We start from the raw sequence: 18,806 nt of genomic DNA, 5'->3' as shown, positions 1-18,806 counted from the left end.
CACGACGGGAGATGCTCCCAGCGTCCGGCGTGTCTTGAACCAGAATGTTTGGAAACAAAAAGGCGACGACACCAGGGAGGAGGAGAGGTGCCGCCGCCATTGTCAGAACGCCCAGGGAGGAGGAGAGGACGTCCCGATCTGAAACCGGCCTTCCCGGGAGGAGGGAAGGAGGGCGACGGCACCAGGGAGGAGGAGAGGTGCCGCCGCCATTGTCAGAACGCCCAGGGAGGAGGAGAGGACGCCCCGATCTGAAACTGGCCTTCCCGGGAGGAGGGAAGGAGGGCGACGGCACCAGGGAGGAGGAGAGGTGCCGCCGCCATTGTCAGAACGCCCAGGGAGGAGGAGAGGACGTCCCGATCTGAAACTGGCCTTCCCGGGAGGAGGGAAGGAGGGCGACGGCACCAGGGAGGAGGAGAGGTGCCGCCGCCATTGTCAGAACGCCCAGGGAGGAGGAGAGGGCGCCCCGATCTGAAACTGGCCTTCCCGGGAGGAGGGAAGGAGGGCTACGGCACCAGGGAGGAGGAGAGGTGCCGTTAGCCGTATCCGGAAGCGCCAGGGAGGAGGACGGCGCGTCCCGAATGAGAAGTCCTTAGAGGCCCGCGGCTTCGCGCGAGATGCCCTCGATGTTGGAGCGGTGCATGCCGAGATCGGCGAGCTCGCGGTCCGTCAGGTTGCTCAGCTCGCGGCGGGTCTGCCGGTAGAGCTTCATCTTGGTGCGGGTCGCCTCGTCGCGGCGGAACATGGCCGTCGCCCAGCCGAAGATGCCCGTGGTGCCGCTCATGCGGTCTGTGTTTGCTGCGTATGCCATCTGCTCAATCCTCTTCGTCTCATAACGCCACCAGAGGCTTCGTCCTCTATCCGATGTGGCGGCGGGCTCCGTGTCCCGCTGTCGAGATCGAATTTGCGACTTTTGCTGCGCTTGCACAACGCACGAAGCTTCAACGCCGCCATGCGGCAATTGCATAAGTCATACTGACCTATCGTCACTGAACCGTTACCGTGGCTTCCTGCCGGACACGGTCGCCCGCTTGCCTTCCGCCCGGCAGTTCTAAAGGGTGCGCTCGCCTGAAGGACAGGGAGGCGTAGATCATGGCGGCACGACGCGAGGACATTCTGGAAGCTCTGAAGGGAGTGGCGCTGCCCGGCGGCGGCGACCTGGTCTCGGCCGATATGGTCCGTGCCCTTGGCGTCGAGCCAAGCGGAGCGGTGCGCTTCGTCATAGAGGCGCCGAGTGCCGAAATGGCCCGGTCGCTCGAGGGTGTCCGCGTCGCGGCGGAAGGGGCGGTGAGTCGGGTGGCCGGTGTCACCTCCGCGGCCGCCGTGCTGACCGCGCATGGTCCCGCCGAGAAGGGGCCGCCGCCCCAGATGAAGGTGGGACGCCATCCCACGCCGCAGCAGGGCGGTCCCGCGCGGCTCGAGGGAATCGACCGGATCGTCGCCGTCGCCAGCGGCAAGGGCGGCGTCGGCAAGTCCACGGTGGCGTCCAACCTTGCCGTCGCACTCGCCCGGGAGGGGCGGCGCGTCGGACTGCTCGACGCCGACATCTACGGGCCGTCCCAGCCAAGAATGATGGGAACGATGAAGCGCCCGTCGTCCGAGGACGGCGAGCGGATCGACCCGTTGCACGCGCACGGGGTCACCCTCATGTCCATCGGCAACATGATGAAGGAAGACGAGGCGCTGGTCTGGCGCGGGCCCATGCTGATGGGTGCGCTGCAGCAGCTCATGACCCAGGTGAATTGGGGCAGGCTCGATATCCTCATCGTCGATCTGCCCCCCGGCACGGGCGACGTCCAGCTCACCCTCTGCCAGCGGTACCAGCTCACGGGCGCCATCGTCGTCTCCACCCCTCAGGACGTCGCGCTGCTCGACGCGCGGCGGGCCATCGACATGTTCGGCAAGCTCAAGACGCCGGTGCTCGGACTGATCGAGAACATGTCCACCTATGTCTGTCCGCAATGCGGGCACGAGGCGCACCTCTTCGGTCATGGCGGCGTTGAGGCCGAGGCGCGGAAGATCGATGTGCCGTTCCTCGGCGCACTGCCGCTCGAACTGGAGACGCGGCTCGCCGGCGATTCCGGTACGCCCGTCGCCGCAGGCAGCGGAAAGGCCGCAGAGGCCTATTCGGAGCTCGCCCGGCGCCTCATCGGCGGCGGAATGGGCTGAAATCCCATCGCCGCCCCCCGGCCTGGCCGGCGAGTCGCGGCGCAGGGCGGATTTCGTGGTGACCGGACCGGGTCGGCGGCCCGGTCCGCCCGCCCCGGCGGGCGCAAACCCCCTATAACACATTGATCTTGCTGCAGACGTTGCGAATTTGTCCCAGCGGCGTGGGGCAAATTCCCACGCACCTTCCATCCTGAACCCATTTCAGAGATCACAGCGCCGCGATCAGTCGTGAATCGCGCGTGATTCTGTGGGTAACCCGTCAAGCACGCTTTCCAGCGCACTGGCATTTTGCCCTTCGACCTGTTGCAGCCGGGTCATCCAGCCACGTCAGCCTCCCCGTCGATTTCATAGGGCGCATCGCTATATGTGGTGAAAAGAGGCCGTTTTACATCAACATCGGCATGGTCTGGCGGCCTGCGCTTGACTCCGGGCCGCCCCGTGAGTCAGCGCGAATCTCCACCAATGGACGCATCTCCCATTTCATGGGCTTGCGTGGGCAGCCGCTCCATGCCAAAACTTTCCTACGTTGAGAGCGGAACCAAAAAAGCGGGCCGACAAAGAGCACCGCAAAGACTTCCCCAAGTCAGGTTTCATACAGGCAATCCGCTACTCGATAAAAAAGAGATCCGGCGCGCAGCGAGCAGACATCCCCCCAGGTGGCTCCGCGATCGGACGAACCCAGTAATGGGACGAGGGCGGCGGATCGGACAATGGCAGCAGTCCGATCCGCCGTTTTTCTTTTCCTGGGGCGGTAATTGAGGGCGTGGCACGCGTTGCAGGAAACGTTCCGGGGCGAAGGCCTGCACAAATTGGACGGAAAGGGCAGGATCTCGATCCTGGCTGATTTTCGTCGTGTGCTCCTTGCCCAGGATTCCAGCGCGGTCGACGGAAAAAATCCAGAACTTACAGTCGTTTACGGCCACCCGGCCCAGAAGTACCTCGAATGCCATTCGGCCGAGGGAATTCAGGAAGTCGACCGCCGCATTTCGGCGATGCCGATGGGGTCCGAAACCCGCCGCAAGGTCGAGCGAATCTATTACGGTCTCTCCGCGAAGGTTCGTCTCGACGATAATGGCCGGCTCGTTCTCAATCCCCGGATGCGCGCGAAACTCGGCGACACGACGGATGTCTACATGACCGGCGCCGGCGCGACCTTCCAGATCTGGAACCCCGCCGTCTTCGAACGGCTCCGCGGCCCGATCTTCGATGCGCCGATCGACGAGGATGACGATACCGATTTCGACCCGCAATCGCTGTTCTTCGATCCGGACGGGGGGGTCTGAGCCATGGCATCGGCCGGCACGGCTTCCGAAGCACCGAAGGGTCCGCACGTTCCGGTGCTCATCGATGCGCTGATCGAAGAGGTTTCTCCGGTCAGCGGGACCTGGCTCGACGGGACGTTCGGCGCGGGCGGCTATACCGAGCGACTGCTGCAGGCCGGGGCGGACCGGGTGATCGGGCTCGACCGGGATCCCACCGCCATCGAAGCCGCCGCGGCGATGCAGGCGCGCTGGGGGGATCGGCTCGACCTCCGCCTCTCCCGGTTTTCCGAGCTGGATGCGCAGGGAGATGCGCTGGACGGCGTCGCGCTCGACCTCGGCGTCTCCTCCATGCAGATCGACCGCCCGGAGCGCGGCTTCTCCTTTCAGAAGGACGGCCCGCTCGACATGCGCATGGGCAATGACGGCCCGAGCGCCGCGGACCTCGTGAACACCGCCGAGGAGGAGGAGCTCGCCGACATCCTCTTCCACTACGGCGAAGAGCGCGCGTCCCGCCGGATTGCGCGGGCCATCTTGCGCGCCCGGCCGTTCGAGACGACCGGGCAGCTGGCGGAGGTGATCGCGTCCTGTCTGCCGCGCCAGAAGCCGGGCCAGATGCATCCCGCGACGCGCTCCTTTCAGGCGATCCGGATCGCGGTGAACGACGAGATGGGCGAGCTGGCCCGCGGGCTTGCCGCCGCCGAGCGCGCTCTGAAACCGGGCGGCGCGCTAGCTGTCGTGACCTTCCATTCGCTGGAGGATCGCGTGGTGAAGAGATATTTCACGGAGCAGACCGGCGCCGGAGGGCAGGGCAGCCGCCATGCGCCGGTGATGGCGCCGCGCACGCCGCGATTCGAACAGCGCCGCCGCAAGGCAACTGCGCCCGGCGACGCGGAGATCGCAGGCAATCCGCGCGCGCGCTCGGCGAAGCTGCGCGTCGCGTTCAGAACAGAAGCCGAGGCGAATCCGCCCCGGCGCAGCGCGCTCGGCCTGCCCGGGCCGAAAGACTGGTGGCTGGAAACGGGGAACAGGGAATGAGAGGACTTCTCTACGTCGCCTCCGCACTCGCGGTCATGGCTTTGGCATTCTGGGCGTATCAGGAGAACTACCGCACGCAGGCGTCGATCCGCGCCAACTCGGAGGTCAGCCGGGACATCGGTCGCCTGCGCGAAACGCTGTCGATCCTGAAGGCTGAATGGGCGTATCTCAACCGGCCCTCGCGGCTTGCGGACCTCGCGGAGATGAACTTCGACAAGCTCGGGCTCCTGCCGGTCGAGAAGACCCAGTTCGCACGGCCCGATCAACTTCCCTATCCCCCGGCGGGGCTGGCGCGCGTCGGCGCGACGGTCGACCTCGTCGGCGTGGTTCCCCAATTCGCCCCCGACGGTGAGGACTGGCCATGATCCGCACGCCCCTTCGTCCGCTCGCCCGTATCCTCAAGGCCCGCGAGGACGGTGAGGATCCCGGCCTGATCGAGCGCGAGAATCGCCGCAAGCGCCGTGATGCGGACCGGGATCGCAAGCGCCTGCGGGCGCAGGGGCGTCTCCTCGTCCTCGGCCTCTGCTTCTTCGCCGCCTATGCCACGATCGGCGTGCGGATGGGGATTCTGGCCAATGTCGAACCGGCCGAGCCGAAGGTCGCGAGCGCGGGGCAGCAGATCGTCACGCAGCGCGCGGACATCACCGACCGCAACGGACGGATCCTCGCCACCAACCTCGTGACGCGCTCGCTCTATGCACAGCCGCACCTGATGGTGGAGCCCGAGCGGGCCGCGCGCGAGCTGGCTGCGCTCTTTCCCGACGAGATGGACGAGGAGCGCCTGCGCGGCTGGTTCACCGGGGAGCGGAAGTTCATCTGGCTGCGCCGCCAGATGAGCCCCGAACAGATGCAGGCGGTCCACGACATCGGCGAGCCGGGCCTGCTCTTCGGCCCGCGCGAGATGCGCCTCTATCCCAACGGCCCGCTCGCGGCGCACATCCTCGGCGGATCGCGCTTCGAGAAGGAGGACGTGAACGCCGCCGAGGTGATCGGCACCGCCGGCGTCGAAAAGGCGTTCGACGAGTATCTGCGCGATCCGGCGCAGGGCGGGGCGCCGCTTGCCCTCTCCCTCGACATGACAGTTCAGAGCGCGGCGCGCGAGGTCCTCGGCGGCGGGATGCGTCTGATGAATGCCCGCGGCGCCGCCGCCGTCCTGATGGATGTGCATACCGGCGAGGTCATCTCGATGCTCTCGCTGCCGGATTTCGATCCCAACGACCGGCCCCGGCCGCTCGCCTCCGGCAACGACCCGTCAGAGAGCCCTCTCTTCAACCGCGCGGTTCAGGGGGTGTACGAGCTGGGCTCCGTCTTCAAGATCTTCGCCGTGGCGCAGGCCATGGAACTCGGCCTCGTGAACCCCGATACGATGATCGACACGAAGGGACCGCTGGTCTGGGGGCGCTACAGGATACGCGACTTCCACGATTACGGGCCGACCCTTTCGGTCAAGAACGTGATCGTCGAGAGCTCCAACATCGGCACGGCGCATATCGCGATGGACATCGGAGCAGAGCGGCAGAAGGACTTCCTCGCCTCCCTGGGCTTCACCAAGCCGACTGAGATCGAGATGGTCGAAGCGCCGACCGGCAAGCCGCTCCTGCCGCCGAAATGGTCCGAGATCTCGACCATGACGATCAGCTACGGCCACGGTCTGTCCGCCAGCCCGCTGCACCTCGCCGCGGCCTATTCCACCATCGTGAACGGCGGCACGCGCGTGCACCCGACGCTGGTGAAGCAGGCCGGGCCCCAGAACGGCGAGCGCATCATCAGCGAGCGGACGTCGCGGGCGTCGGTGGACATGCTGCGCGCGGTGGTGACCGAAGGGACGGCCAGCTTCGGGGACGTGGTCGGCTACGAGGTCGCCGGCAAGACGGGCTCCGCCGACAAGCCGAAGCCCACCGGCGGCTACTACAAGGACCGTGTCATCGCGACCTTCGCGTCGACGTTCCCGGCGAGCGATCCGAAGTACGTACTCATCGTCACGCTGGACGAGGGCGAGGACACGATCGGCTCGATGCCGCGCCGGACCGCGGGGTGGACCGCGGTTCCCGTAGCGGCAGCCATGATCGAACGCATCGCGCCGCTCCTGGGGCTGAGACCGGCCGTTGAACCTTCTCAGGAGGCTGCGTTAATACCGGCCAATCTCTGACGCAGGCCGCGGACGGCCGCGCCACAAGCATGGCAGGGGGCCTTGCATACATGGACGGACGAACGCACGAGGCTTCGCTGGCCGATCTCGGCCTCACGGGGCAGGGCGGCGCAGAGGCGCGGATCACGGGCCTCGCGGTCGACAGTCGGCAGGTCCGGCCGGGCGATCTCTTCGCCGCGCTGCCGGGAACGGCGATCCACGGTGCCACCTTCGCCGAGACGGCCCTCGAGCGCGGCGCGGTCGCACTCCTGACCGACAGCGAGGGGGCGCGCGTCGCGGCGCCGGCCCTCGCCGGATCGGACGCTGTGCTGATCGTCACCGAGGACCCGCGGGAGGCGCTGGCCTATGCCGCCGCGCTGTGGTTCGGCGCGCAGCCCGATGTCGTCGTTGCCGTGACCGGGACGAACGGCAAGACCTCGGTCGCCTCCTTCGCCCGTCAGATCTGGATGGCGATGGGGCTTTCGGCGGTCAATGTCGGCACGACCGGGATCGAGGGATCCTGGGAGGCGCCGCTGGCTCACACCACGCCCGAGCCGATCACGCTGCACCGCATGCTGTCCGGGGCTGCGGAGGCCGGCGTCACCCATGCGGCCATGGAAGCTTCCTCTCACGGCCTGTCCCAGCGGCGGCTCGACGGGGTGCGCCTCGCCGCGGCGGGGTTCACGAACTTCAGCCAGGATCATCTCGACTACCACGCGGGTTTCGACGAGTACTTCGACGCCAAGGCCTCCCTCTTCACCCGGGTTCTGGATGAGGACGGGGTCGCCGTCATCCACATGGACGACGAGAAGGGCCCGGTTCTGGAGGCGATCGCCGACGGGATCGGGCAGGAAGTCATCCGCGTCGGCCGCGGCGCCGAATGTCATCTCCGGATTGCCGGCCTCCGCTTCGATCCGACGGGTCAGGACCTGCGCTTCGTCTGGAACGACACCGTCCGTCAGGTGCGCCTGCCGCTGATCGGGGGCTTCCAATCCGAGAACGTTCTCGTCGCAGCCGGCCTCTGCATCGCCGGCGGCTCCGACCCGGCCGAGGTCTTCAACGCCTTGCCGCAGCTTCGGGGCGTGCGTGGGCGAATGCAGCTCGCGGCGACGCGGGAAAGCGGGGCACCGGTCTATGTCGACTACGCCCACACCCCCGACGCCCTCGCCACCGCCCTTCAGGCCCTGCGCCCGCATGTCATGGGGCGCCTCATCTGCGTCTTCGGTGCGGGCGGGGACCGGGACAGGGGCAAACGTCCGTTGATGGGCGCGGCCGTGGCCGAGCATGCGGACGTCGCCATCGTGACGGACGACAACCCCCGCTCCGAGGACGCCGCCCTGATCCGCTCCGCGATTCTGGCATCCTGCCCCGGCGGGATCGAGGTCGGTGACCGGGCGGAGGCGATCCTGCGCGGCGTCGATGCCCTGCAGCCGGGAGATGCGCTCCTGATCGCCGGAAAAGGACACGAGACCGGACAGATCGTGGGCGACACGGTCTATCCCTTCGATGACGTGGAGCAGGCCTCCGTCGCCGTGGCCGCTCTCGACGGGCACGTCTCGTGAGCCTCTGGACCGCGGCAGAGGCCGCCGAGGCAACCGGTGCGGAAGCGCGCGGAGACTGGACCGCGACGGGTCTTTCGATCGACACGCGAACGATCGAGCCGGGCGATCTCTTCGTCGCGCTGACCGATATGCGCGACGGGCATGATTTTGTCGCCGACGCCCTGCGGAAGGGAGCCGCCGCCGCTCTCGTCTCCCGCATCCCGGAAGGTGTTGCGGAGGATGCGCCGCTGCTTCTCGCCGGCGACGTGATGGAGGCCCTGCGAGCCCTCGGCGCTGCCGGGCGCGCGCGAAGCCGGGCCCGCGTCATCGGCGTGACGGGCTCCGTCGGCAAGACCTCCACCAAGGAGATGCTGCGCGCTATCCTTGCGGGGCAGGGCGACGTCCATGCCGCCGAGAAGAGCTACAACAACCACTGGGGCGTTCCGCTGACGCTGGCGCGGATGCCGGCCGATGCAAACTTCGCCGTGATCGAGATCGGCATGAGCAACCCGGGCGAGATCGCTCCGCTGGCCGCGCTCGCCCGCCCGCACGTTGCGATCGTGACCACGGTCGCGCCGGCGCATCTCGCCGCCTTCGGACGGATCGAGGGAATCGCGGAGGAGAAGGCGGCGATCTTCGGCGGTCTGCAGCCGGGCGGCGTGGCGATCGTCAATGCCGACCTCGAAACGACCCCGATCCTGCTCGAGGCCGCCCGGTCCGCTGGCGCGCGGATCGTGACGTTCGGGCGCGAGGACGGCGCGGTTTGGCATCTCGGCTCAGCGGAGATCGCCGGCGGCGTGACGGTCGTGCAGGCGACGGGGCAGGGCGGACCTCTCGTCTTCCGCCTCAGAACCGCCGGCGCACATTTCGCGATGAACGGGCTTGCGGCGCTCGCCGCCGCCGCCGCCGCCGGGGCCGACACCGCCATCGCGCTCGGCGATCTGGGCAACTGGACGCCGTACGAGGGCCGCGGCGCGCGGGAACGGGTCCAGCTCGATCCGCGCGCGGAGCCCGGTCTGGGCTTCGACCTGATCGACGATTCCTACAACGCCAACCCGGCGTCCGTCTCCGCGGCCCTCGGCACGCTGGTCGCGCTCACCCCGCAGGACGGGCAAGGACGCGTCGGGCGCGGGCGGCGGATCGCGATTCTCGGCGACATGCTGGAGCTCGGGTCGGGAGAGAAAGAGCTCCACGCGGCCTTGGCAGAGGATCCGTCGATGGCACGGATCGACCTTGTGCATGTCGTTGGGCCGCGCATGGCTGCGCTTCACGAGGTGCTGCCAGAGGACCAGCAGGGGATGGCGGTGGAGGCCGCCGCCGATCTCGCGGCTGAGGTGCGGGCGCTGGTCGATGCCGGCGATATCGTGCTGGTCAAGGGATCGCTCGGCGTCGGCCTTGCGCGCGTCGTTGACGCGATCCGAAATATCGGTCACTCCCGCGCGGCCGACGAGACCGACGAAATCTAGAGAAACAAGGGAGCGGAGCGCGTGCTCTACTGGTTGACCGGCCTTTCGGACGGGGGCGATTTCTTCAATCTCTTCCGCTACATCACATTTCGCGCAGGCGGAGCCTTCTTCACCGCGCTGATCTTCGGCTTCATTTTCGGACGGCCGCTGATCGACTTCCTGCGTCGCCGTCAGCGCTTCGGTCAGCCGATCCGCACGGATGGGCCGGAATCCCATATCCAGACCAAGGCCGGTACGCCGACGATGGGAGGGCTCCTGATCCTCTCCGCCCTCGGCTTCGCGACCTTTCTCTGGGCACGGCTCGACAATCCCTATGTACTGATCACGCTCTTCGTCACCGCCGCTTTCGGCGGGCTCGGGTTCGCCGACGATTACGCGAAGGTCACGAAGAACAGCCATGCGGGCGTGTCCGGGCGGGTGCGCATCCTTCTCGGCCTCCTGATCGCGGGGATCGCAGGTACGGCGGCGGCATGGTCCCACCCCGAGGACCTGACAGGGCAACTCGCCTTCCCGATCTACGCCGAGCTTCTGATCAACCTGGGCATCTTCTTCGTGCCGTTCTCGATGCTGGTCATTGTCGGTGCCGCGAACGCGGTGAACCTGACGGACGGTCTCGACGGTCTGGCGATCATGCCGGTGATGATCGCGGCCGGCACGCTTGGCGTCATCGCCTACGCCGTCGGCCGGACGGACTTCACCGAGTATCTCGGCGTCCATTACGTGCCCGGTACCGGGGAGCTTCTGATATTCGTCGCCGCGCTGATCGGGGGTGGCCTCGGCTTCTTGTGGTTCAACGCCCCGCCGGCGGCGGTGTTCATGGGCGATACCGGCTCCCTTGCCCTTGGCGGGGCGCTTGGCTCAATCGCGGTGATGACGAAGCACGAGATCGTCCTGGCCATCGTCGGCGGCATCTTCGTCGCCGAGGCGCTCAGCGTCATCATCCAGGTGATGTACTTCAAACGCACCGGCAAGCGCGTCTTCCTCATGGCGCCGATCCACCATCATTTCGAGAAGCGTGGATGGGCCGAGCCGCAGATCGTCATCCGGTTCTGGATCATTTCGCTGATCCTCGCGCTGATCGGTCTCGCGACGCTCAAGGTTCGCTGAGGGGAGGTCGGAGGCGTCAGTAGCCCGTCATCTCGAGGTACCCCACCCCTTGGTGGGAGCCCTCGATGCGGACGGGGCCTTCCCAGTAGGCGAAGGAGACGTCCATCCAGGCGTCCGGGTTGATCGCCTCCAACGTGATGTCGAGATCCTCCTGCGGCAGGCGCACGCGCCAGCGGACGGGGATCTGCCGCCCCTGCACCTCGGCGTTGCCCAGGGGATCCATGGCAAGCGCACCGTCCGGCAGGGGGACCGCGCGGCCGTCCGGGGCGATCCAGGTGCCCGAGCCGTAGAACGTGCCGCCCGTTTCCCTGAGCCGGAACCCCATCAGTTTCGCGCCGCCGGAGAGATGGAGCGAGATCCAGTCCCACCCCTCCTGCGTCTCCGAGAGGGGCTGCGACGACCATTCCCGGTCGAGCCAGGCGCGTCCCGTGACCGGGATCTCCTCGCCATCGAGCCGCAACGCCCCCTCCGCGCTATAGAACGGCTGGGAATAGTAGCGGCTTGCCTGCCCCTCGGCGGACTTCACCGAATACCCGTCGTCGCCTTGCAGGATCAGCGGCCCGTCTGCGCGGAGGGCCAGGCGATAGGAAAAGTTCTCGCCCCCCGCGCCCACGTCGAGCGCGGAGAGCGCCTGCGTGCCGCCATCCCGCGCGGCGAGGCGCCAATCGTCGATCCAGGCGGCGAAGGGGTCGGCCTCGACGCCGGCCTGTCCGACGCCGCCACGGGCGAGACGCTCGGCGCTGAAATGACGATCGGGAGTCGTCACCGCGGCATGGGCCATCCAGAGCTGCGGGCTGGACCAGAGGTCTCCGCCGCCCGGCGACAGCGCGGATCGGAAGAGCGTCCATTGCAGGCCCATCGGCGTGCCGTCCGGCGCTTCGAGATTGGCGGTCAGGTACCACCATTCGATGCGGAAGCGGGGATGTGCGCCATGATCGGCGGGGAAGGCGAGGGGAGTGCGATCGGGCACCGCGAAGCCCTCAGCCGCGGTGCCCATCCCGGCGAACCCCTGCGCGGAGACGCGGCTGCCGGGAAGGGCGGCCAGAAGGGCGAGGATGCGTCGGCGGGTCAGGCTCATGGTGCGGAGCTAGCGCGCCTGCGGCTCACTTCGTGTCGATCTTCTTCATCTCTTCGGGAACGGTATCGTAACCGGACCAGCCGTGATCGCCGGACGCGTCCGGCAGGTCTTCCTTGGCCACGTGCCGATGCATGTAGACCTTGGCGAGGAAGTTCGCGGTGATCGGCGCTGTCAGCAGCAGGAACACCGTGATCAGGAGCTGGTGCGCGACGATTTCCCCGTTCCAGCCGTAGGAATAGATCATCGCGGCAATCAGCACGCTGCCGACGCCGAGGGTGGTCGATTTCGTCGGCCCGTGCAGCCGGCGCATCAGATCCGGCAGCTTCACGAGGCCGAAGGACCCGACAAGGCCGAACACCCCGGCGGCGACGAGGAAAAAGGACACGGCAATCTCGAAGATCAGCTCTTCGCTCATCGGGACTCCCTCCTCATTCGATGATGTTGCCGCGCAGGATGAAGCGGCAGAAGGCGACGGTGGAAACGAAGCCGGTCATGGCGATCAGCATCGAAACCTCGAAATAGACCTCCGTCCCCTCGGCGATGCCGTAGAGGTTCAGAAGCGCGATGCCGTTGATGAACATCGTGTCGAGGGCGAGGATCCGGTCGGTGATGTCCGGACCCTTCGCCAGCCGCACGAGGTTGAACACGAGCGCAAGGGCGAAGCAGGCGACGGCGAACCAGAGCGCGAAGGTGATCATTCGAAAATCTCCAGAAGCCGGCGCTCGTACCGCGACTTGATCTCGTCCCGGACGGATGCGGGATCTGGGGCGTCGAGATAGTGGATGAGGAGCGTATGGCCATCCGCTGCCAGCATCGCCGTCACCGTGCCGGGCGTCATCGTGATGGTCCCGGCGAGGATCGTGATCGCCTCCGGCTGCGTCAGCTCCAGCGGGACCGCGACCCAGCCGGACTTCATCTTTGCGTTGGACTTGAAGAGAATCGTGTAGGCCACGACCACGTTCGCGACGACGATGTCCCAGAGAACCACGAACATGTAGCCGAGGAAGCGCCCCCTGGACCGGATCACCGGTTTGCTCTGCCAGTAGGGCCGCGTGATGATCGGGATCACGAGGCCGAGGATCAGGCCGAGGAGGATGTTCCCCAGCGTGATCGTGTTGTTCAGCATCAGCCAGACCACCGTCAGAAGGAGGGTGAGCTGGGGGTGGGGGAGGTATTTGGGTCCGACGGTATAGGCCATGCGTCAGTTCCCTCCTTGGTCCGGGGCGACCTGAAGGACCGGCCGCGCGGGCGGCTCGGCGTCGGTCCCCGTTTCGGTCTCTTCGGTGGGCGCAAGGCCCGGCTCGCCGCCCTCGTCTTCCGGCCCGTCATGCGCATTGCCGCCGTCATGCGCATCGCCGTAGCCGTAAGGCTTGGCGGCGCCGATCTCGGCGGGCCGCTTGGCGCTGCCCTCGTAGTCGAGCACGGCGGAGATGTAGGCCTCGCGCTCGAACAGTTGGGCGGCCGTGGCTTCGGCGTAGCGGAAGGCGGGACCGGAGAAGATCGTCAGAAGCACGATCATGCCGAGCGGCAGCGCGGCCGCGACGAGGGACAGGGGCGCGGGCATCGGGGCGGTCACGGCCCGCGATGCGGCCTGCGCCTCTTGCTCCTCGATCTCGATTTCCGGCTCCTTGAGGCTCTCGCCCGGCGTCGGCGCGGTTTTCCAGAAGACGCGGGAGCCTTCGCGGGCGAAGCCGACGATGGTGAGGATCGAGGTCGCGAGGATGATCCCCCAGATCCATGGCGCCAGCGGATGGTCCGCCGAGGCATCGAGGATGAGCAGCTTGCCGATGAAGCCCGACAGCGGCGGCATCCCGGCCATGGCGATGGCGCCGGCGAAGAAATATGCGCCGACGAGGCCGCTCGGTTTGACCTCCCCCACTTCGCCGCGGTGTCGGATGAGATCGACCGCGAGGAAGAGCGCCGCCGTCGCGAAGGTGGAATGGGCGACGTAGTAGATCGCCGCGGCCGCGCCCGCCTCGTTGAAGGGCGCGATGGCGATCATCAGGGTCCCCATGGAGCCGACGACGGAGAAGGCGACGATCCGGCCGATGCCGATCCCCCCGAGCGTCCCCAGCGTGCCCACGATCAGGGTCACGAGCGCGGCGGGCAGCAGGATGTCCGAGAAGAAGTATCCCACCTCGCCGAGCGCCGGGGCGAAGACGAGGGTGAAGATCCTCAGGATCGCATAGGCGCCGACCTTGGTCATGATCGCGAACATCGCCGCGACGGGCGCGGGCGCATTGGCATAGGTGCCGGGCAGCCAGAACTGCACCGGGAACAGTGCCGCCTTGATCGCGAAGACCACGAGCAGGAGCGTCGCGCCGACCATGGCGAGCGCTTCCTTGCCGGGATCGAGCTCGGCCATGCGCACCGCCATGTCCGCCATGTTGAGCGTTCCCGTCACGGCATAAAGCGTGCCGAGGGCGAACAGGAAGAGCGTCGAGCCGGCGAGGTTGAAGGCGACATACTGGATGCCCGCGCGCATCCGCACGCCGCCGCCGCCGTGGATCATCAGCCCGTAGGATGCGATGAGCAGGACTTCGAAGAAGACGAAGAGGTTGAACGCGTCGCCGGTGAGGAACGCGCCGTTCACGCCCATCACCTGGAACAGCAGGAGCGGGTGGAAGTGCCAGCCGCGCCGGTCCCAGTCGCTGCCGATGGCATATGCGGAGACGATGAGACCGAGCGCGGAGGTCAGCATCACCATCATCGCCGACAGCCGGTCAAGGACGAGGACGATCCCGAAGGGCGCCGGCCAGTCCCCGAGGCGGTAGACCGAGATGTCGTCTCCGCCTGCGAGAAGGAAGAGGCCGATCCCGATCAGCAGGGTCGCGATGGTGCCGACGAGGGAAAAGACGCGCTGCAGCACGAGGTCATGCCGCATGGCCAGCGCCATGATCGGCGCGAGGATCGCCGGAAGGACGATCGGGGCAACGATCCAGTGGTTCACTGCAGCACCCCCGCTTCCTGCGCAGACCGGTCCCGCTTGGCCTCGACGCCGGGCTGAGCGCCGGGATCGGGCACATCGCGGTCATCTTCGTCGAGGGCCATGTCAATCCGGTCCGTGTCGGTCTCGAGAAAGCCGCCGAGCGCGATCAGAACGGCCAGCGCGGTCATCCCGAAGGAGATCACGATGGCGGTCAGCACGAGCGCCTGCGGCAGCGGATCGGCATAATTCTCGACCTCGGGGCCGTAGATCGGCGGCTGGTTCAGCGACAGCCCGCCGGTGGAGAAGAGAAAGACGTTCACGGCGTAGCTCAGGATCGACAGACCGATGATGACGGGGAAGGTGCGCAGGCGCAGGATGAGGTAGAGACCCGCCGAGGTCAGCACACCGATGGCGGAGGCAACGAGCAGTTCCATCTCAGCGGGCTCCTTTCTCGCCGGCGCCCGAAGGGCCGGCCGGATCATAGTCCATCGCCTCCTCGTTCACCGTCTCGCCGGTGCGGCGGGCGAGCCGCGACAGCGAATAGAGCGCCAGCATCACGGCCCCGACGACGGTCAGGAGCACGCCGATGTCGAAGGCGATGGCGGAGGCCACCTCGAATTCCTCGATGGGACGGAAGTGAACGTAGGTGTAGGCGCTCGTCAGGAACGGATACCCGGCGAACCAGGAGGCGATCCCGGTCAGCGCGGCGATCAGCACCCCCATCCCGATCATCGAGTGATAGGGGTACTTCTGCCGCTCCTGGCTCCAGGCGAAGCCGCTGGCCATGTACTGCATCAGAAGCGCGATCGCGATGACCAGACCGGCGATGAAGCCGCCGCCCGGCTGGTTGTGACCCCGCAGGAAGATGAAGACGCCCACCATGATCGCGATCGGCATCATCACGCGGGTCGCGACCACCATCATCAGCGGGTGCCGGTCCTTCGAACGCGGCACGTCGTCCCGCCAGTTGGCGAGGCGGCGGCTGGCGCGTCCGTCGAGCAGGGCCTCGCCGATGGCGAAGATGGTCAGCGCGGCGATGCCGAGAACGATGATCTCGCCGAACGTGTCGAAGCCCCTGAAGTCCACCAGGATCACGTTGACGACGTTGGTCCCGCCGCCGCCGGACTTGGCGTTCTCGAGGAAGTAGGGGGAGATCTTGGCGGTGTCCCCCAGCATCAGCAGGTAGGACAGCGCGCCCACGCCGAGACCGCCCGCCGCGGCGATCATTCCGTGCCACCAGCGGCGGAGAACCGGGCTTTCCAGCGGCGTGCGCTTGGGCAGGAAGTGCAGTGCGATCAGCATCAGCATGATCGTCACGACCTCGACGGAGACCTGCGTCAGCGCGAGGTCCGGCGCCGAGAGGCGCACGAAGGCGAGGGAGACGACGAGGCCGATGATCCCCATCGAGATCAGCACGATGAGGCGGTTGCGGTGGAAGGAGACGGCGGCGGCCGAGGCCGTGATGAGGAGCGCCCACACGGTCACGTCGAGCCCGCCCACGGGCAGCATCTCGGTCTGCGGGCCCTCGTGGCCACCCCGGAAGAAGGCGCCGGTTGCGGCGGCGAGGACGGCCAGCGTCAGGACCACGAACGGCCGGGAGATCCGCCCGTCATGCAATCCGTCCGCAACGCCGTTGGCCGCGCGGACGGCGCCAGCTATGACACCGTCGAACATGCGCTTCGCCTCGGGCCGCGGCGTCCGGTCCCAGGTCCGGCCGAGCGGGCCGAAGAGGGCCAGGAGGAGCAGGCCGCCGGCAACGGCGATGCCCGACATGAAGAGCGCCGGCGTGATCCCGTGCCAGAGCGCGAGATGGGTATGGACATCGCTCCCGGTGACGGCAGAGGCCGACGCATCCACGAGCCAGCCCGCGAAGAGGGCAGGGGCAACTCCGATGGCGACCACCAGCACGACCAGCAGCGCCGGCGGCAGCCACAGCACGCCCGGCGGATCGTGCGGGACATGCGGGTAATCGGTCCGGACCCTGCCTCCGAAGGTGTGGGCGATGAACCGGAAGCAGTAGGCGGCGGACAGAAGCGCGCCGAGCGTTGCCAGGACCGGGATCAGCCACTCGTTCCCCATCCAGTAGGTGTGGGAGGCCTCCTCCAGCATCATCTCCTTCGAGATAAAGCCGTTGAGCAGCGGAATGCCGGCCATCGACAGTGCCGCGAGCGTTCCGATCAGCGCAGTGATCGGCATCAGGCGCATGAGCCCGCCGAGGCGACGGATATCCCGCGTATGCGCCTCGTGATCGACGATCCCGGCGGTCATGAAGAGCGCCGCCTTGAAGGCCGAGTGATTGAGGATGTGGAAGACCGCCGCGATCGCCGCGGCCTCCGTGCCGAAGCCGAGGAGCATGGTGATCAGGCCGAGATGGCTGACCGTCGAGAAGGCCAGCAGTGCCTTGAGATCGTGCTTGAAGATGGCAATGAGCGCTCCGAGCACCATCGTGATCAGCCCCGCGCTGGCGACGATGTAGAACCATTCGGGCGTGCCGGACAGCACCGGCCAGAGCCGCGCCATCAGGAAAAGTCCCGCCTTCACCATGGTCGCGGAGTGCAGGTAGGCCGACACTGGCGTCGGGGCAGCCATCGCGTGGGGCAGCCAGAAGTGGAACGGGAACTGCGCCGATTTCGTGAACGCGCCGAGCAGGATCAGGATCAGCGCGGGCAGGTAGAGCGGCGACGCCTGGATCTGGTCCCGCATCGCCAGCATCTCGCTGATCTCGTAGGTCCCGGCGATCCGTCCCAAAAGCAGCGCGCCACCGATGAGGGCAAGGCCGCCGAGGCCGGTCACCGTCAGGGCCATGCGGGCGCCCTGGCGCCCCTCGGGCAGGTGCTTCCAGTAGCCGATCAGCAGAAAGGAGGAGAGGGACGTCAGCTCCCAGAACACCGTCAGCAGCAGGATGTTGTCCGACAGGACGATCCCGAGCATCGCGCCCTGAAAGAGCATCAGGTAGGTGTAGAACTGGCCCATCGGATCCTCGCGGCTGAGATAGCCGCGGGCATAGATGATGATCAGAAGCCCGATGCCGAGGATCATGAAGGCGAAGAGCAGCCCGAGCCCGTCGAGCCTGAAGGACAGCTGAAGACCGAGCTGCGGCATCCAGTCCAGTCCCGCGGCGACGCCGTCGCCATGCAGCACGGACGGCATCAGCGTCACGAGCAGTACCAGCGCGGCCAGCGTCGCCGCACCTGCGGAGACGGCGCAGGCGGTGCGCCCCGCGCGGATCATCAGGCCCGGAAAGAGCGCGCCGATGAAAGGCAGCGCCGCAATCAGGATGAGGGTCGAGTCTGTGTCAGGCTCCATCGGCGTCCCGGGATTGCGTCACAAGAAAACACCCCGTCGGGCGGGGCTTGGGCAGGGTGTACCCGCGCAAGCGGGGCTTGCCAACGCGATTGGCCCGGTTCTGACGTCCTCGTTAACGGAGACTTTGCGAATGCCCTCTAGGGTCCGCCCTCGCGTCGGCCCCTCGGCGCACCGTCTCAAGGAGTTGCCATCATGGCCTGGAATATTCATCTCGCCGCCGCAATCGCCATCTCATCCGTCTCCATCGCGCAGGCGAGCGATATCTCGGAGAGCGAGATGCGCGCCATCTTCGATGCCGAGATCGCCCCCGCGCTTCTCGCGCCGGAGGTCGTCTCCGCCGTCGCTGCCCAGAACGCCCGCCATGCGGGGCTGACCGAGGACAAGATCATCGCCATGGACCTCGAATGGCGGGGCCAGGTCGGCATGTCCGACGCGGCGCTCGTGGCATCGGTGGTCGAAAACGCGGTCGCGGATCGCCTGCGCGAGGTCGTGGACGGCTCCGGCGGGCGCATCACCGAGATCTTCATCATGGATATGGTGGGGCTGAACGTCGCTGCCTCGGCGACCACATCGGATTACTGGCAGGGTGACGAGGCCAAGTTCACCGAGACCTTCGGCACCGGGCGCGACGCGGTCCATGTCGGCGACATCTCGTTCGACGAATCGACCGAGCGGGATCAGCGCCAGCTCTCCGTCACGCTCCTCGATCCCGAGACGGGCGAGCCCATGGGTGCCGTCACCGCCGGCATCGTCGCCCAAGACTGACCCGCAACCTGTCCGGGAGCCTC

Annotated in this window: 17 protein-coding genes; 9 read left to right on the top strand and 8 right to left on the bottom strand. The window is 67.3% G+C overall.

All coding sequences use genetic code 11. From position 1 onward, the window contains the following. Positions 1-589: 589 nt before the first annotated feature. Entirely contained in the window at positions 590-808 is a 219-nt protein-coding gene (locus tag DQG15_RS08425; RefSeq protein ID WP_116084382.1) for a DUF1127 domain-containing protein, read from the bottom strand. Between the two features lie 281 nt (positions 809-1,089). On the opposite strand from DQG15_RS08425, the gene DQG15_RS08420 reads away from it, so the two are divergent. The 8 genes from DQG15_RS08420 to mraY all read left to right on the top strand — a co-directional run bounded on the left by DQG15_RS08420 (position 1,090) and on the right by mraY (position 10,705). Further along, positions 1,090-2,166 (top strand): Mrp/NBP35 family ATP-binding protein, encoded by a 1,077-nt coding sequence (locus DQG15_RS08420; RefSeq protein ID WP_116084380.1) that lies wholly within the window; start codon positions 1,090-1,092, stop codon positions 2,164-2,166. An 854-nt stretch (positions 2,167-3,020) separates the two neighbouring features. Next, positions 3,021-3,449 carry a division/cell wall cluster transcriptional repressor MraZ gene (locus tag DQG15_RS08415; RefSeq protein WP_157968940.1) on the top strand — a complete coding sequence of 143 codons (429 nt, stop codon included), beginning with the start codon at positions 3,021-3,023 and terminating at the stop codon, positions 3,447-3,449. Between the two features lie 3 nt (positions 3,450-3,452). Then, positions 3,453-4,463: a 16S rRNA (cytosine(1402)-N(4))-methyltransferase RsmH gene (gene rsmH, locus DQG15_RS08410; RefSeq protein WP_116084377.1), complete on the top strand. Its 1,011-nt coding sequence runs from the start codon at positions 3,453-3,455 to the stop codon at positions 4,461-4,463. Continuing rightward, the gene (locus DQG15_RS08405; protein ID WP_116084375.1) at positions 4,460-4,828 is read left to right on the top strand and encodes a cell division protein FtsL; all 369 of its coding nucleotides are present in this window, start codon (positions 4,460-4,462) and stop codon (positions 4,826-4,828) included. Before rsmH ends, DQG15_RS08405 begins: the two co-directional genes overlap by 4 nt. After that, complete coding sequence (locus tag DQG15_RS08400; protein ID WP_116084373.1) at positions 4,825-6,612, top strand: penicillin-binding protein 2; 1,788 nt, start codon at positions 4,825-4,827, stop codon at positions 6,610-6,612. Before DQG15_RS08405 ends, DQG15_RS08400 begins: the two co-directional genes overlap by 4 nt. 50 nt (positions 6,613-6,662) lie before the next feature. After that, positions 6,663-8,153: a UDP-N-acetylmuramoyl-L-alanyl-D-glutamate--2,6-diaminopimelate ligase gene (locus DQG15_RS08395; RefSeq protein WP_116084730.1), complete on the top strand. Its 1,491-nt coding sequence runs from the start codon at positions 6,663-6,665 to the stop codon at positions 8,151-8,153. Then, entirely contained in the window at positions 8,150-9,598 is a 1,449-nt protein-coding gene (gene murF, locus DQG15_RS08390) for a UDP-N-acetylmuramoyl-tripeptide--D-alanyl-D-alanine ligase (RefSeq protein WP_116084371.1), read from the top strand. Before DQG15_RS08395 ends, murF begins: the two co-directional genes overlap by 4 nt. 21 nt (positions 9,599-9,619) lie before the next feature. After that, positions 9,620-10,705, top strand: coding sequence for a phospho-N-acetylmuramoyl-pentapeptide-transferase (mraY, locus tag DQG15_RS08385; RefSeq protein ID WP_116084369.1), 1,086 nt, complete (start codon positions 9,620-9,622; stop codon positions 10,703-10,705). A 16-nt stretch (positions 10,706-10,721) separates the two neighbouring features. Here the strand turns inward: mraY and DQG15_RS08380 are convergent, their stop codons facing one another. The 7 genes from DQG15_RS08380 to DQG15_RS08350 are packed head-to-tail and all read right to left on the bottom strand — an operon-like array spanning position 10,722 to position 18,018. After that, positions 10,722-11,783 (bottom strand): lipocalin-like domain-containing protein, encoded by a 1,062-nt coding sequence (locus DQG15_RS08380; RefSeq protein ID WP_116084368.1) that lies wholly within the window; start codon positions 11,781-11,783, stop codon positions 10,722-10,724. Positions 11,784-11,808: 25 nt separating this feature from the next. Then, positions 11,809-12,198: a Na+/H+ antiporter subunit G gene (locus DQG15_RS08375; RefSeq protein WP_116084366.1), complete on the bottom strand. Its 390-nt coding sequence runs from the start codon at positions 12,196-12,198 to the stop codon at positions 11,809-11,811. 13 nt (positions 12,199-12,211) lie between these two features. Continuing rightward, a complete protein-coding gene (locus tag DQG15_RS08370; protein ID WP_116084365.1) occupies positions 12,212-12,481 on the bottom strand; it encodes a K+/H+ antiporter subunit F in 270 nt (89 codons plus the stop codon). Then, entirely contained in the window at positions 12,478-12,981 is a 504-nt protein-coding gene (locus DQG15_RS08365) for a Na+/H+ antiporter subunit E (protein ID WP_116084363.1), read from the bottom strand. Before DQG15_RS08365 ends, DQG15_RS08370 begins: the two co-directional genes overlap by 4 nt. 3 nt (positions 12,982-12,984) lie before the next feature. Beyond that, positions 12,985-14,733, bottom strand: a complete 1,749-nt coding sequence (locus DQG15_RS08360) for a monovalent cation/H+ antiporter subunit D (RefSeq protein WP_116084361.1) — start codon at positions 14,731-14,733, stop codon at positions 12,985-12,987. Continuing rightward, positions 14,730-15,146 carry a Na+/H+ antiporter subunit C gene (locus DQG15_RS08355; RefSeq protein ID WP_116084359.1) on the bottom strand — a complete coding sequence of 139 codons (417 nt, stop codon included), beginning with the start codon at positions 15,144-15,146 and terminating at the stop codon, positions 14,730-14,732. Before DQG15_RS08355 ends, DQG15_RS08360 begins: the two co-directional genes overlap by 4 nt. Before the next feature lies 1 nt (position 15,147). Next, positions 15,148-18,018, bottom strand: a complete 2,871-nt coding sequence (locus DQG15_RS08350) for a monovalent cation/H+ antiporter subunit A (RefSeq protein WP_116084357.1) — start codon at positions 18,016-18,018, stop codon at positions 15,148-15,150. A gap of 192 nt (positions 18,019-18,210) precedes the next feature. On the opposite strand from DQG15_RS08350, the gene DQG15_RS08345 reads away from it, so the two are divergent. Continuing rightward, positions 18,211-18,783, top strand: coding sequence for a hypothetical protein (locus tag DQG15_RS08345; protein ID WP_116084356.1), 573 nt, complete (start codon positions 18,211-18,213; stop codon positions 18,781-18,783). Positions 18,784-18,806: the final 23 nt, after the last annotated feature.

It is taken from the genome of Tropicimonas sp. IMCC34011, from assembly GCF_003390865.1.
In the GTDB taxonomy this organism is placed as follows: domain Bacteria; phylum Pseudomonadota; class Alphaproteobacteria; order Rhodobacterales; family Rhodobacteraceae; genus Tropicimonas_B.
This window is presented reverse-complemented; position numbering and strand designations above follow the sequence as displayed.